The sequence below is a fragment of the Priestia sp. YIM B13490 genome (genome assembly GCF_042787735.1).
Taxonomy (GTDB): Bacteria; Bacillota; Bacilli; order Bacillales; family Bacillaceae_H; genus Priestia; species Priestia megaterium.
In genome coordinates this window covers 423,028-437,879 of the sequence record NZ_JBHZOT010000003.1, presented here as the reverse complement: position 1 = coordinate 437,879, position 14,852 = coordinate 423,028, and the positions used below count along the sequence as shown (strand labels likewise).

Genomic DNA, 14,852 nt, shown 5'->3' with positions numbered 1-14,852 from the left:
ACCTTTCACTTTTATTGATACCAATTGGCTCGAGCTAGCTTGGAATTTGTATTTACATGTTTTGTTTCAGTAAAAGCAGCTAATCCTGATGGACCTAACTCCCGGCCAATGCCGCTTTCTTTAAAACCGCCCCACGCCGTTTCAATATGAGGCGTATGGTAGCCGTTGATCCAAATCGTTCCCGCTTGAAGATGTTCAGCAACTCGCTCTGCTTTCATTACATCATTCGTTAAAATTCCTGCAGCTAAACCAAATCTCGTGCCGTTGGCAAGTGCTATGGCTTCTTCTTCACTTGAAAAAGATTGAACGGTAATAACGGGACCAAATATTTCTTCTTGTACGACTTTCATATGCTGCTCCACATCGACGAGCACAGCCGGCTTTATATAGTTTCCACCTTCGCAGTCAATTAACGTTCCTCCTGTTAATAAATTCGCGCCTTCTTCTTGACCTAGCTTGATAAAATCCTGTATTTTGTTCAGATGCGCCTTGCTAATAACCGGACCCATTTCCGTTTCTTCTCTTGAGGGGTTACCAATTTTTATAGCAGCAACAGTCTCCGTAAGAGCAGAAAGAAACGGCTTATAAATAGATTCATGTACGAGTATACGCGATGAAGCTACACACACTTGCCCTTGGTTAAAAAACGACCCAAACATTGTCCAGTCTACTGCAATATCAATTTCACTGTCTTCGAAAATAAGAAGCGGAGATTTCCCTCCCAGTTCAAGCGAAACTCTTTTCATCTCTTTTGCGCACTGCTGATAAATACGTTTGCCTGTTTCTGATCCTCCTGTAAAAGAGACTTTGGCTACGTCTTTGTGTTCAACAAGGGCGCTTCCCACTTTACCGTCTCCTGTAAGTAAATTAAACACGCCTTCTGGTATACCAGCTTTTTCACATAGTGAAGCTAGCTTTAAAAAAGAAAGTGGCGTTAATTCTGACGGCTTAAACACTACTGTATTTCCAGCTGCTAAGGCAGGAGCCAGCTTCCACATACCAAGCAGCAAAGGGAAATTCCAAGGAACAATCAGCGCGCATACGCCGATAGGTTCTTGAATGATTTTACTGTTTGTATCGTCGAACATGTTCTTTGTCCACGGCTGGTTTTCTTCTATTAAATTTGCGTAATATCTTAAACAATTAATCGTATCTTCAATATCTAACTGCGCTTCTTTTATCGGTTTGCCAGTATTTAATGTTTCTGTTTCAGCGAATATACTCGCTTCATTTTCTAATAAATCTGCTAGTTTCTTAAGCACCTCTACACGCAGTGATTTATTTTTCTTCCATTCACTCTGTTCAAAAGCCTGCTTTGCTTTACCTACCGCTTCCTCTACTTGTTGAAACGACGAATCGAATACTTTCGCTATGATCTTATTGGTCGCTGGGTTGAGTATTTCTCTTTTACATGGTTTTGCTTGCTTCTTATCTACTGTTACATTTACTTGCTCGTTCATAGTCCAACACTCCCTATAGAAAACTCTTATACAAAAGTGGGAAGATCATAGTACCTTCCCACTTTTACCGCCTTGCTTATATTCAGTCGCGCGCTTGCACTAACAGCGCTGCTTCTTCTTTTGCTTTTTTTCTTAACGCGATAAGCGTGATAAATTCATAAACAATGTTCGAGGCCGCTGCTGCTGTAATTTGGCCATGGTCATAAGCTGGCAGTACTTCTACTAAATCAAACCCGACAAAATCAATATTTATTAACCCACGAACGAATTGAAGCGCATCGTCAATACTTGCACCCGATACTTCAGGCGTTCCTGTTCCCGGTGCGTAAACTGGATCTAAAAAGTCAATGTCAAACGACAAAAATACGGGTCCTTCTCCTACACGCTCATGAATAATTTCTAGCATTCTTTCAACGCCCAGTTTTTTATATTCATTTGTCGTATACAGAGCTAGACCTAAGTTCTTTGCATCTTCTAAATCTTCAATGCCGTACAGACCGCCTCGCATACCAATTTGAATCGAACGCGACACGTCAATTAGCCCTTCTTCAATTGCTCGTCTGAACACGGTACCGTGATTGTATTTTTGTTCAAAATAGCTATCCCACGTATCAGAATGAGCATCAAACTGTAAAAGCGCTACGGGTCCGTGTTTTTTCGCGATGGCACGAAGTTCACCGAGCGTCATCGAATGATCGCCGCCTAGTGAAATAGGAATAATTCCTTCATCCACAACCGGTGTTAACCCTTCTTCAATTTTTTTATATGTTTCTAAAATATATCCCGGAACCACTGCCAAATCGCCGTAGTCCACACCTGAAATGTAGTCAAAAATATTAATCTTTTGTTCTGGGTTATACGGGCGAAGCAAAATGGAGAAATCTCGAATAGCTTCCGGCCCAAAACGTGCTCCTGTTCGAAAAGATTGCCCTGAATCAAATGGAATACCCGTCACAATAAAATCCATATCTGCATTTACTTGTTCTACATACGGAAGTCTCATAAACGTTCGAGGTCCGCAAAAACGCGGAGATTCAAATGAATTTTTCGGCTGATATTTTGGCATGATTTATTCCTCCTAATGGGTTTCATTCATTAGCGCCGTATCATCATTTTAGATACTGACGCTTTTTATTTAGATACTTTTTATTAATGCAAAATGCATGCCAAATTTCATCACCCTATTTCGTGCAATTATGGACGATTTTCAATTCATAATAGAATCAAAACAAAAAAAACCGATTCAGTACTGAATCAGTTAATTCATTTTGAATTATATTTTCCTTATTTAATATTGTACTTTCGTAAACGTCTTACAACCGTAGGCTGACTGATTCCTAATGCATCTGCCATTTCATACGTCGTTTGACACTGGCGATAAGCACGAATCAGCCAGTTTTTCTCCACTTCTGCAAGTGCTTGCTGAAGCGTCATTCCCTGAGAGGTTAAAACATCTAGGGTCTCCCATTCTTCTTTTTCACTTCTGATCTTTTCTGCATGAAACGGGAGGTCTTGAGGCGAGATACTGTTTTCATCCGTTGTTAACACGAGGCGTTCAATCGTATTTTCTAGCTCGCGCACATTTCCAGGCCACGGATGTTCAACCAATTGATTTAATGCTTCTGCATGAAAAAATTTCTTCATTTTATATTTTTCATTTTGTTTATTTAACACATGATAAAGCAGTGCCGTGATGTCTTCTTTTCGCTCGCGAAGCGGAGGAATCGTAATCGGAATAACGTGCAGCCGATAAAATAAATCTTCGCGAAATGTTCCTTTTTTGACCATTTTCTCAAGCGGCTGATTTGTTGCTACAATCAGCCTGAAGTTTACGTGTTTGGCTCGTTCACTTCCAATTTTGGTGACTGTTTTTTCTTGCAGCACTTTTAACAGCTTCACTTGCATATCAACAGGGAGCTCTCCTATTTCATCTAAAAAAAGCGTACCGTTATGAGCTAATTCAAACTTTCCTATTTTCCCTTTTGTACTTGCACCTGTAAAAGAGCCTGCTTCGTATCCAAACATTTCAGATTCAAACAAACTAGCTGGAATGGCTCCGCAGTTGATTTCAATAAACGGCTCTTCTTTTCGTTCACTTCCATAGTGTAAAGCACGGGCAAAAGCCGTTTTACCAACACCCGATTCACCTAGCAACACAACCGTTGCATCGCTGTCTGCCACGCGATTAATAATGGACCATACCTTTTTCATCGATTCACTTCGTATGACCATATCATTTGACTGCTGTTCCCGAAGCTCTTCCACTTCCAGCTGATATGTTTTCATTTTCACTTCGAGCTGCTGATAATCTTCTTTTAAGCGCTGAAGCTCTGTTAAATCATGTGAAAAGCTGATTACTCTTTTCATACACTGATGTTCATCATACACGGGAATACCGGTTGCCATTACCACTTTGCCCGTTTCTGTTTTTTGCATCAGCTGTACTTCTTTCTTTTTCTTTAACACTTCAATCGTAACGGAAGGTGAAAATATCCCGCGGTCTTGCAATTCGTATACGGTTTGTCCCACTAACTCTGACACGTCATACCCGTATATATCACGGCAGTTTTGGCTTGCTCGTAAAATACACCCTTTTTCATCAGTGATAACGATATTGTCGTTAGAAGCATGCAAAATAGCTTCAAGCTCTCGTTCAATCATCTCAGTGCAGTACTCCTTTTTATTTAATCTGATTTTTCAAATATTTATACTTTCTATTTTATCAGTAAACTCGCTTATTCAATACAAAAAGCCCCTTTAATAGGAGCTTTTTGTTTAAGATAGCTGCTTCATTTTTTGTTTGAATAACGCTACTTTAATCATAAAATAAGTAATGTTTTCAGGTAATTCTTCTTTGATTGGTTTTAACTTTTCATCGCCTACTGAGGAAGCAGCTTCTAAAATAAGCTGTTCGTCCTCCTCTGAAAGAAAAGGTGACCAGTCAATTTCTTTTTCTTCTTCTGCGCATTTAAACAAATGATTTTCAATGGTAATGCCGCTCAATTCACGTTCAGCAGCAATTTCATCTAACGATTTTCCTTGCTGAAATAGCTCATACGTCATTAAGTGAGAGCCTTCTTTTGATGAAGCTCTTGCTTTTTTCGGAGCAGGTGCTGAAACTTCTCGTTTTCGGTCTGGATTTTCTTCACAAAACTGTTTGATTTCAGTAGTGAATCGTTCTCCGTATCGCTCTTGTTTTTGTTCTCCGACTCCTTTTACAGTGGCGAACTGTTCAAGCGTTACCGGAAGTTTTGAACACATATCATGAAGAGTATCGTCTGAAAAAATAACAAAAGGAGGCACGCCCGCTTCGTCTGCCAACTGCTTTCGAACGGAACGCAAATGAGCAAACAGCTCGTCGTCTTGGACAATTTGCTTCACTTCCATTTGTTCTTTTCTCATCACTTTTTCCGTACCAAGAAGCACGCCTTTTCCTTTGGCCGCTACGGATAAGGTAGGAAATGACCCTTGTCCTACTAAAATAAACTGCTCTGAAATCAAATACTCAATAAAATCGCTCACTTCTTTAGCCGACCGGTCGCTCATGACGCCGTACGTTTTCAGTTTATCAAAACCAAAATCAACTACTTTTTTATTTCGAGAACCTGTTAATACTTGAGCAATCATCATTTTACCGAAACGTTCGCCCATACGAATCATACAAGATAATACTTTTTGCGTATCGACCGTTACGTCTATTTCCACACGATCATCCGTACAGTTGCTGCAGCGCCCGCATTCATGCGCTTCACTTTCTCCAAAATAATGAAGAATATACGCTTGCAAGCAGCCTTCTGTATGACAGTAGTTCACCATACTTTGCAGCTTTTCAAGATCTTGAATCTGCTTTTTAGGATTCGACGTTGACTGTTCAATTAAAAAGCGCTGCACGCGAATATCTTGAGGTGAATAAAGCACGATACACTCACTTGGCAGCCCGTCACGACCAGCACGTCCTGCTTCTTGATAATAGCTTTCCATATTTTTCGGAAGCTGATAGTGCAGAACAAAGCGAATATTGGATTTATCGATCCCCATTCCGAAGGCAGAGGTAGCCACCATCACCTGCACATCATCTTGCAGAAAGCGGTTCTGCTCTTCATCACGGCTGTTCCCATTCATACCAGCATGGTATTTTGATACGTTAACTCCTGACTTTTGCAATCTAGCATGAAGCTCTTCAACATCTTTACGCGTAGCGGCATAGATGATTCCTGCTTCTTGGTCATTTTTACGGATATACTGCTCGATATAGCTGATTCGATCCTGACCTTTCACAACCGCAAACGATAAATTTTCACGTTCAAAGCCAGTCATCACCGTGTACTCTTCGTTAATATGAAGAGCTCGGCAAATATCTTCACGCACTTGAGGCGTCGCAGTAGCCGTCAGTCCCATCACAATCGGAGCATTAGACAGTTTGCTGATGAGTTCATTGATGCGCAAATAACTCGGTCTAAAATCATGGCCCCACTGTGAAATACAGTGCGCTTCATCTACCGCTACAAGCGGGATAGGAAGCATTTGAAGCTGTTCTAAAAACTGCGGAGACTCCAGTCGTTCCGGTGCTACATAAAGCAACTTATATTCACCAAGCGCTACTTCTTCCAAGCGCTGCTGCACCTCTGTGTGCGTCAGCGAGCTGTTGATATACGTGGCTGAAATACCAGCAGCGTTCAGCGTGTCGACTTGGTCTTTCATCAAAGAAATCAACGGAGAAATAACCAGGGTCGTACCTTCTAAAAGCAAGGAAGGAATCTGATAACAAAGCGATTTCCCTCCTCCTGTCGGCATAATACAAGCGGTATTGTGCCCTTCTAAAACATAACGAATTGACTCTTCCTGTCCTTTTCGAAACGAATCATAGCCAAAATATGACTGTAAATGTGTTAAAGCTTGTTCAAATTGCAAAATTGCGTCCTCCTTTAAAATAAGTAGAAATAGTAGTTGAGGGATTCATTAGAAGAAATTGAGACGTAGGGTTTTATTTTATCAAACCTTGGAGGAAGTTGCACAGAATTCGTTGAATTTAAGGATATAGAAAAATGATAAGCGAAAAGCCCTCAATTTATAACTCTCTTTCCTATCACAAACAGGCTTTTTATGTATGTCAGGACTCCTTTCCTAAAAATCTTTCCCCATTCCATTCTTTTTTCCTGTATACTTAAGAATAGGAAAGAGGTGCTTATCACGAGACATCCTGTAGAAACAATTTATTATTTAGAAAATCCACAGCGTAATGTTTCAACATATGCTTCCACAACTCAGTTAACGGTTGAGTCTGTTGTGAAAGATGTGTTTGGTGTTGCTTGCGTAGCAGATATTAAAATTATGCTTCAATATAATAAAGAATTCCGCAAAAGTATCAGTCAATTACACAATGCAATGGACGATGATCTTACGTTAGAAATGGTTTTTCGAGTTGCTTCAAAAGAAGATTTGCTTCGATTTAAAAAAAATTTACTTGAAAGTAGTTTAGATGACGCAGAAACATCAATAGACTGTCCATTCAGCGCAACCATTCAATTACAAGATGGTCGATATACATGGAACGAGTCTACTTCTGTTTATGAAAAACAAAAAGAACGTCTTTCATCTTAAATTTCTCTATTTTTATGTATGCAAAAAGCCTGGATCTTAGCTGTTTAAGATCTAGGCTTTTTGCAGTTTGTACTATACTTTAAAAGGTCAAAAAAAAAACGATGCAGGAAAAAGGCTAACTAAAGCTTCTTCCTGCTTATCCTTCACCAGATTCTCCTTAAAAACAAAAGCGTTTTTCCTTCTTCTATATTAGGCTTTTTAACTCAATTTCATGAAATAGGTTTTATCTCTTCCAATAACGTGTATACACAAACCAAGGAGATAAGTTACTTAAGCTTCTCTTCATTACTCAACGTATTCGAGAAAGTTGTCTATCATACAAGGAGGTTTTTGGAAATGGTAAATGTAAAAGTAGTTGAAAATGGCGTACAGGCAAAAGATACAATTGAACAATTTTTGCGTGAAGGATTTACAAAAGACGAAGTTTATTTACTTGCACACCATCAAGATCGCTCCGAGGATTTAACAGCTGCAACAAATACAAACAATATCGGTCTTTCTGAACAAGGTGTTTTTGATGCGATTGCGAATGTATTTCGTTCTCGAGGAGACGAGCTTCGTGCCAAAATGCGTTCATTAGGATTATCACAGCCGGAAGCTGAACGCTATGAAGAAGAATTAGACCACGGTAAAGTAATCGTCGTTGCATCAAAAGTTGCTTAATAAAAAAGCCCTACAGCAGGGCTTTTTTATTTTGCCTTCCTCCCTTCTTACCTTTTCATTAAAGCAGTCATTCAGACATATGATTATGAAGATAAGAGTTACTGTGAGGAGTGATATATTTGATTATAGGAATTGAGTACACAAAACGTGTGAAAAATGGATTAGTCGTTAAAAATATTCCTTACAAGATACACGATAAACCTTGTGGTGAAGGCTGCTGTAAAAATGATAAAACGATAGGCATCAGAGACAAATTAAGGGTTAATTGGCTGTTGAATGTTTTTATGCCTAGCAAAAATATAACAGTATTTGATTATAAATATTGGTCAGAGGAATTAACTTCTTTATGGAGAGAGCATAGGAGAAAAACGATATAATACACCTGCTAAAAAAACTCCTTGATAAGCAAGGAGTTTTTTTCTATTTACTTCATTTTCTAGAACCAGCATATTTATTACGCATTGCCGCAATTTTTATAACTTTAAATTTGGTGATAGTAAATGTACTGTCATCATTATAAGTTACTGCGTGAGAGGCTTTTTCTTCCACTCATCATAATCAATTTGATATGTAACATTTCTTAGCTGTGTTTATACTTTTCTGCTGAAGGCAATAATGAAGATGCATAAACTATATAAAGGGTGAAAAGTTATGATTAACGTCATTGAGACACTACTTGATTATATAAAAAACTCTTCTACAGATGATTCGCCCCCTCCCCCACATATTGGTGAGGCTATGGGATGCTGGTTATATTTCACTGCTTTAGCGGAAGAAATACCTGCCTTAGAAACCTGTCTTAATACAACAACTAACAGCGAACTGCTTAAGCTTACTCAAGACTCAAAAAACCTGGCTGAATCTCAGATTGATACACTAAAAAAATTAATGGTTAAAGAAGGAATTATGCTTCCTGAAATACCGGCTACCAAGCCGAAATCCGACCCTAACAGCATTCCATTAGGAGCAAAAGCAACGGATTCTGAAATTGCTAACTTAATATCTGTAAAAATTGCTTCTAATATCGTCATGTGCAGCACGAATATGGGACAGTCTATTAGAACCGATATTGGATTGATGTGGCTAAAATTCCACACTGAAAAGGTTATATTAGGATCAAAAGTGAAAAGTCTGATGCAGCAAAAAGGCTGGCTTAAAATTCCGCCTTACTACTATTCACCTGGAGCACCTCATAACTAATTGAAGTGTTTTAAGGTAAGCAGCATAGATAACCTTACATCTAACACATTTAACGAGGTGCTTGAATATGGATTTCCCTACAATTCATACAAATTTTTGGGACGCAGTCATTGGTGTTCCTGTCGTATTAATCGTGACACAGCTGATCAAATGGCTTTTCCATCCTAAAAAGCAGTACGTTCCGACTATTGCTTTAGCTGTTGGCGTGCTTTTTTCAGTATTTATCAGTCATCCTCATCATATTATTGCCGGGTTGTTTATGGGATATTTTTATGGATACGCCGCAATTGGCAGCTATGCCGGTCTTAAAACAACGTGGAGAACGATTAGAAAAGATACGTCTCCTTATTCATCAGACTAAAAAACCAGCGAAATATTCGCTGGTTTTAATCTTCACTGCTTATTTCTTCTGCTCCTAGCTCTTTGGCTAAATGAACAACCGATTGATTGATTTTCCATACGTAATAAATGTTATGCAGCAGCTGAAGATGCTGTAAATTTCTTGATTGAACGGACGTATCAAAATAATCTAAAGATTGTTCAATCTTTTGTCTTACATCTTCAAGCGTGTATACATACGTTCCTCGCTCTCCTCGCAACGCTTTTTCAAGCTGAGTGAAGTTACTTGCTACTTTCTCTTCCACTTCCTTTACTACGCCATGAAATTCTGCTTCCTTATAAAAAGCCTCGGTTCTAGTAGAAGATGCTACCAAATGCTTGGCGTAATAATTAATAGCGGTAAAAACGGTCAAAAATTGCTGAAGGCGTGAACGGCCAACGAAACCTTTGATAATAGGATCTGAATCGACATGAAGCTGTTTTAGCTTTTTTTCTAATTCCATTCCTTTATCAGCTAAATTGGCAAACGCATACTGCTTCGTAAAACGATGCAAATAAGTGTGAACAAATTCTTTTAAAGCCGCTACGTATTCTACTGAGGTGTCGGTTATTTTATCTCTTGTTCTTTTAGGAAACACAAGAGCAGATACGGCTAAACCGATTCCAACTCCTACAACTGTATCTAATACGCGAGCTAGTAACAAACTCTCTGAAATCCCTCCAAGAAGCATGTCATACATAAAGGCCAGCATCATCGTAATCCAAAAGCTCATAAACGAATACGTAATAGGAAAGAAATAAAAAGCCATAAACACACAGATAAAAAGCAGCGTTATTTCAAGTATTCCGGGTGAGACAAAGCTTGCGACAACAAAGCCAACAGCTGCCCCTAAAAGCGTTCCTACGCTTCGCTGCACGGCTTTTACAAACGTACTTCCTATCGTTTCTGTACCAAGAAGCACTAAATAGCCTGCTAACAGCGCCCAATATTGATGCGATGGAGATAAAAAAGAGCCAAATATTAATGTCGCAACAGCAGTGATGACCGCTTGAATAGACTTTTTCGTAGATGGTTTTAATCCTTTTTCTTCATCATTGTCCTCTTCGTCTTCTTTTTCTTCCGCTTCTTTTTGAGGCTGTTTTTCTTGTTTCACAATTGCCTGCTGCAGCTCATAGGCTTCATCAATCACGTGATTTGATATCGTTTCGATACGGCGGATTAAGTAAAGCCAATCTTTATACCTTTTATCTTGAGGTTCGAGTTCACTTAATTTTTGGCGCAGCTCTTGCAGATGCTGAGCTGCATCCGTTAAGGAATGAGTAGGATTTTCATTTAATACCTCTGCTTCGCGAATCGATTCCACTAGCTTTAACAGCAGCTGCTGAATATCAAAATGATTAAATGCCTTTAATTCACTGAGCTTTCGAATCGCCGGGGAATATGTCTGGAGCAGCATAACTGTATCAAATACATAAAGGCGCATCTGTTCAGCTGTTACGCCAGGCCATATGTCGTGGGGATCTGTATTTCCAAGCTCTTCTGATACTACACGGGCATACTCGGCCAGTTTTTTAATATTGCGGTTATATTGTTTGATTTGAGCCGGTTCAATTCTTTTCTTTTGAATTAACTCAATAATTAAATCAAGCACTAAATTCACTTGAATATGAAATGATTTCATTGAAGACCTCAGCACGTTGGCAGGCCGGTCTTTAAAGATAACAAAATTATAAATAAATGCACAGCATGCTCCTACTATAACGCCAGCTAACAGCCACGGGAGCTGAGAAAATGTGACGTGTAAAATAGAAGCAAAATAAAACGACATAAAGGCTACCATCGACAGGGAAAAATAGCGAATACCAAATCTCTGTAAATAAAAAGACAAAAACACCAACAGAACGAGAAAAATATTTTCTGCTTGTCCATATCGTGATAAAAACGAGCCAATTCCGAGAGAAACGGCGCTGGAAAGCGCTACTAAGCCTGTTGTCACTTTTTTTGCTTTTGTTGTTTCATCATTCACAACCAATATACCCATCAGGCCGATTACGCCTGCTAAAATAGCAGCGGTAATTTGTGAGCTTCCCGCTGCTTTTAATACAATCAGCATAATAACGACCGCTGTAATGACGCTGATCGTAGCTTTGGAAGCCGTTTTGAGCCTTTTTCGTCCAGGGTCTGCAGCAACTAAGCGGCTAAACCAATATGAAAAAATAAACACCCTCTCCTTTCGTGCTGTAGAGTTCTTTGTAGAAAGAGTAATATTATTACTTATACCCTTTTTTATTCTTTTCTATCGTATGTAAGCACGTTTTTACACTATAACATTGTGAAGGACTAAAGAGCTAAACAAATGCTTAAAAACACATCTGTTTTCTATCAGATGTGTTTTTAAGCATTAATCAGTACTTACAATGTAAGAGAAGAAATTTCCCACCCGTTTGTTAATGGATTTCTCTTTAAAGTAAAAACCATCGTGGTCTTTTGAGCCCCTTTATCTTCGTAATAAATAAGGCACTCTACGGCGATTTTCTCTTTTGTTTTATACTTTTTTGCATGAAATAAGTCCGTTTTATAATAAATAGTGGAGATACTATGCAGTTTTGCCCATAGCTTATGCTCTTGCTTCACGCGCAAAACCGGCTGCATTAAGGCATCGTCATCTTGCTTTAATCCTGTTAAAAACATATTTACGACTTCTGCCGGCTCAGCTTTCAATGCATATTCATCAAGCTTTCCTCCTGCTTTTAATACCATTAACTGATGACCTGGATCCACATTTTGAGACTTGTGAGTCGTACTTCCTGCAAAGTGAATGCAAAAATGACCGGGGAATCCATTGTCAAGCGCACCGGCTCCGTGAGGCATTCCGTTCATGGAAGCGGCAAGCATTTGGCCTTTAAACGGAATGAGAACAGCTCTTCGGTTCCAGCTCCATTTCCCATTATATAAGTGCTTCATTACTTTCGTATCTTGACGTGTAAGCGGCTGAACATCTGCATGGTGTGAGCCTGCTCTTCGCTGCACGTAAAAGTAAAAGCCGGTTTCTACATCGATCACTTTAAATTTTTTCCCCTTCGGCAGTAAGCTTTCTACACGTTTCCACTTTAATACTTTTCCTGTGTCACTTACCGGAAAATACGTAAGGTTTTCTTCTGCTTTCATCTTTTGGGGATGCACAAAAAAACTAATAAGCATAAAGACTAAAATCATTAATTTTGTCATTGTCTACCCTCATTACCTTGTAGTTTCTCTATGTAATATGCGAAAGTACACAGACAATTATAAATAGAAATTTTTACACGCTAAGCTCATGGAAAATAATACAAAAAAGAGCTTGTGAATCCTATACATTAAACGGTTCATTTTATTCATACTAACAGGTGAAAGCGAGGTATATGATATGAATTTCACTTGGATGGTTGGACTTTTAATGCTCATTCAACCTCTTTCTACACAAGACCACCTATCTATTACTCATGACGGTAAACCAATTGAACGGATTGAACGGGATAAAGTGGCCGTGCCTCTTCTTCCTGTACCTATGGTTGATCATGATCGATACAATCTTCTTCTAGAAGAATTGGATAAAAAAACATATAGAGAGCCCATAAATGCCCGCATTGATAAAAGCGGACAAATTGTTCCTGAGCAAGCGGGTGTCAAACTATATCATAAAGATTTTGCGGAGAAATTTTATACTTATTTTTTTAACGGCGGTACGTCAACATTAGAAATCCCGACGCTTCCTGTTCCGCCTCGCGTAGATAAAGAGCTGCTTGCAACGATTCGAATTAAGCAAATCGGTCATTATCATACGGTATTTAACCCTCATAATAAAAATCGTTCTCACAATATTTCTCTTGCAGCTGAATCACTAGACAGCAGCGTTATATTTCCTGGGGAAGTTTTCTCTTTTAATCAAACCGTCGGAAAAAGAACGGCAGCAAAAGGGTATATGCGTGCGCCAATCATTGTAAAAGGAGAGTATTCTGAAGGAGTTGGAGGAGGAATTTGCCAAGTTTCTTCTACTTTATTTAACGCCGTCGATAACGCTGGCCTAACGATTACACAGCGTTACTCACACAGCCGCAGTGTTTCCTACGTACCTCCTGGACGAGACGCTACCGTCAGCTGGTATGGACCTGACTTTCATTTTAAAAATACGTATAGTGATCCTTTGTTGATTCGAGCGCAGGTGCACGGGGGAGTCGTAAGCGTGGCCGTTTACTCTACTGATGCGATTGAATATAAGCCTCGCCGCGTGCCTTGGGCTTCTATTGATCAATTGCCGAAAGAGAAAAAAATTGAATCGCATGTTGATACTGAGCCTGCCGATTAATCATCTCTTCCAGCATTTTATAATGAACACAAAAAAGCCTAAAGGGTATCCTTTAGGCTATTCAGTGATATAATTAGCAGCCGTAGCCGCCACCATAACCACCGCTATAACAACTACATCCGATAATTACTAATAGAATAAATAATACAACTAATAAAGCGAAACCAGAACCAAATCCACATCCAGCATTAGACATACAAGCACTCCCTTTCAACGTAATTTTCTGTTGCTAAAACAAAGAAGGTTCAAACATGGGGTGTTTCTCATGGATAGCTTATTGTATGTCTGCCTAGACGTTTTGGTTTGCTGTTCTGCTCATTTTTTAAAAATTGGGCTTGTTTTCGTCTTTACAGCTCAGAAAATGTAATTCCGTAAAAGTAAAGCTCATTTCCACTCTTCCTTTAAAATTGCGTAATAATATTCATCCCACCATCCTTTTTCAGTTGGAATACATTTTTTAAAATACCCTTCTCTTCTCATCCCGATCTTCTCCATAACACGATAAGAAGACGTATTCTCAGGTTGACAAGTAGCAATAATCCGATGCAGTTTCATTGTGTTAAAGCTATAGTCCACTATTGCTTTTGCCGCTTCTGAAGCATATCCTTTCTGATGATAGAGAGAATTAAATACCCAGCCAATTTCATAAGTATGGTCCCCAAAATAGTTAAAAAAGACGATATGACCAATTAGAATTTTTTCGTTTTTTAATACAACTGGAAAATTTTTAGCATTTTCTTTTATATTTTCATTTACAAATTTCTTCGCATCATCCTTACTAAACATACCTTCTGGTATGTACTTCATGACATTAGCATCAGATGTATATGCGTAGACATCTTGCCAATCTTCATATTTAAATTTGCGTATTAGTAATCTGTCAGTCTCAATGTTCATGTGGTTCTTCCCTATCTCAAAGCTATCTTTCTATACGCTTGTTTCGATAGTGAAGATATAAAAACCTCTTTGCACCAAGTTACTATTGCTTTTGCTGACGCTTCTTTAAAACAAGATAAAGTGACTCTGCGAAAAAGAAAAACAAAAAAGAAAAAAGGACAAATAATTCGGCCACTTCCATTACACGAAACGGGCTTAAAGCATTGTATAGTGCCTGCAGTACGTTCGTTCCTTGAAAAAGATCAATTCCTACAGAAAGAGCGATCACAGATCCAAATAGCAGCAGGCTAACCCCAATAATTTTCATCATTTTCCCTCCTCACCTAAACATTACTTACCTCATAGG

General features: G+C 38.9%; 15 protein-coding genes. 6 read left to right on the top strand and 9 right to left on the bottom strand.

Going from position 1 to position 14,852, the window contains the following annotated elements; genetic code table 11:
• Positions 1–11: 11 nt before the first annotated feature.
• The 4 genes from ACFX4R_RS12125 to recQ all read right to left on the bottom strand — a co-directional run bounded on the left by ACFX4R_RS12125 (position 12) and on the right by recQ (position 6,371).
• Positions 12–1,460 carry an aldehyde dehydrogenase family protein gene (locus ACFX4R_RS12125; RefSeq protein WP_043982362.1) on the bottom strand — a complete coding sequence of 483 codons (1,449 nt, stop codon included), beginning with the start codon at positions 1,458–1,460 and terminating at the stop codon, positions 12–14.
• Positions 1,461–1,542: 82 nt separating this feature from the next.
• Positions 1,543–2,526, bottom strand: coding sequence for an agmatinase (gene speB / locus ACFX4R_RS12120; RefSeq protein WP_043982360.1), 984 nt, complete (start codon positions 2,524–2,526; stop codon positions 1,543–1,545).
• A gap of 218 nt (positions 2,527–2,744) precedes the next feature.
• A complete protein-coding gene (locus tag ACFX4R_RS12115; protein ID WP_043982358.1) occupies positions 2,745–4,121 on the bottom strand; it encodes a sigma-54 interaction domain-containing protein in 1,377 nt (458 codons plus the stop codon).
• 114 nt (positions 4,122–4,235) lie between these two features.
• Positions 4,236–6,371, bottom strand: a complete 2,136-nt coding sequence (recQ, locus tag ACFX4R_RS12110) for a DNA helicase RecQ (RefSeq protein ID WP_377569651.1) — start codon at positions 6,369–6,371, stop codon at positions 4,236–4,238.
• Between the two features lie 270 nt (positions 6,372–6,641).
• Between recQ and ACFX4R_RS12105 the strand changes: the two genes are divergently transcribed.
• The 5 genes from ACFX4R_RS12105 to ACFX4R_RS12085 all read left to right on the top strand — a co-directional run bounded on the left by ACFX4R_RS12105 (position 6,642) and on the right by ACFX4R_RS12085 (position 9,285).
• Complete coding sequence (locus ACFX4R_RS12105) at positions 6,642–7,061, top strand: hypothetical protein (RefSeq protein WP_043982354.1); 420 nt, start codon at positions 6,642–6,644, stop codon at positions 7,059–7,061.
• Positions 7,062–7,397: 336 nt separating this feature from the next.
• Positions 7,398–7,724 carry a YflT domain-containing protein gene (locus ACFX4R_RS12100; protein WP_013056955.1) on the top strand — a complete coding sequence of 109 codons (327 nt, stop codon included), beginning with the start codon at positions 7,398–7,400 and terminating at the stop codon, positions 7,722–7,724.
• Between the two features lie 119 nt (positions 7,725–7,843).
• Complete coding sequence (locus ACFX4R_RS12095; protein ID WP_043982352.1) at positions 7,844–8,101, top strand: hypothetical protein; 258 nt, start codon at positions 7,844–7,846, stop codon at positions 8,099–8,101.
• 274 nt (positions 8,102–8,375) lie between these two features.
• A complete protein-coding gene (locus ACFX4R_RS12090; protein ID WP_043982350.1) occupies positions 8,376–8,924 on the top strand; it encodes a DUF3231 family protein in 549 nt (182 codons plus the stop codon).
• 67 nt (positions 8,925–8,991) lie between these two features.
• The gene (locus ACFX4R_RS12085) at positions 8,992–9,285 is read left to right on the top strand and encodes a hypothetical protein (RefSeq protein WP_025752303.1); all 294 of its coding nucleotides are present in this window, start codon (positions 8,992–8,994) and stop codon (positions 9,283–9,285) included.
• A 25-nt stretch (positions 9,286–9,310) separates the two neighbouring features.
• Here the strand turns inward: ACFX4R_RS12085 and ACFX4R_RS12080 are convergent, their stop codons facing one another.
• Together ACFX4R_RS12080 and ACFX4R_RS12075 are read right to left on the bottom strand one after the other, a co-directional pair.
• Positions 9,311–11,488, bottom strand: a complete 2,178-nt coding sequence (locus tag ACFX4R_RS12080) for an FUSC family protein (protein ID WP_377569649.1) — start codon at positions 11,486–11,488, stop codon at positions 9,311–9,313.
• A 188-nt stretch (positions 11,489–11,676) separates the two neighbouring features.
• Complete coding sequence (locus ACFX4R_RS12075; protein WP_230183877.1) at positions 11,677–12,492, bottom strand: hypothetical protein; 816 nt, start codon at positions 12,490–12,492, stop codon at positions 11,677–11,679.
• Positions 12,493–12,670: 178 nt separating this feature from the next.
• Between ACFX4R_RS12075 and ACFX4R_RS12070 the strand changes: the two genes are divergently transcribed.
• A complete protein-coding gene (locus ACFX4R_RS12070) occupies positions 12,671–13,609 on the top strand; it encodes a VanW family protein (protein WP_043982346.1) in 939 nt (312 codons plus the stop codon).
• A gap of 73 nt (positions 13,610–13,682) precedes the next feature.
• On the opposite strand, the gene ACFX4R_RS12065 is transcribed toward ACFX4R_RS12070, so the two are convergent.
• The 3 genes from ACFX4R_RS12065 to ACFX4R_RS12055 all read right to left on the bottom strand — a co-directional run bounded on the left by ACFX4R_RS12065 (position 13,683) and on the right by ACFX4R_RS12055 (position 14,813).
• The gene (locus ACFX4R_RS12065; RefSeq protein WP_013056948.1) at positions 13,683–13,805 is read right to left on the bottom strand and encodes a YjcZ family sporulation protein; all 123 of its coding nucleotides are present in this window, start codon (positions 13,803–13,805) and stop codon (positions 13,683–13,685) included.
• A 188-nt stretch (positions 13,806–13,993) separates the two neighbouring features.
• Positions 13,994–14,506 (bottom strand): GNAT family N-acetyltransferase, encoded by a 513-nt coding sequence (locus ACFX4R_RS12060; protein ID WP_230183879.1) that lies wholly within the window; start codon positions 14,504–14,506, stop codon positions 13,994–13,996.
• Between the two features lie 82 nt (positions 14,507–14,588).
• Complete coding sequence (locus ACFX4R_RS12055) at positions 14,589–14,813, bottom strand: YczF family membrane protein (RefSeq protein ID WP_043982344.1); 225 nt, start codon at positions 14,811–14,813, stop codon at positions 14,589–14,591.
• Between the last annotated feature and the right edge of the window lie 39 nt (positions 14,814–14,852).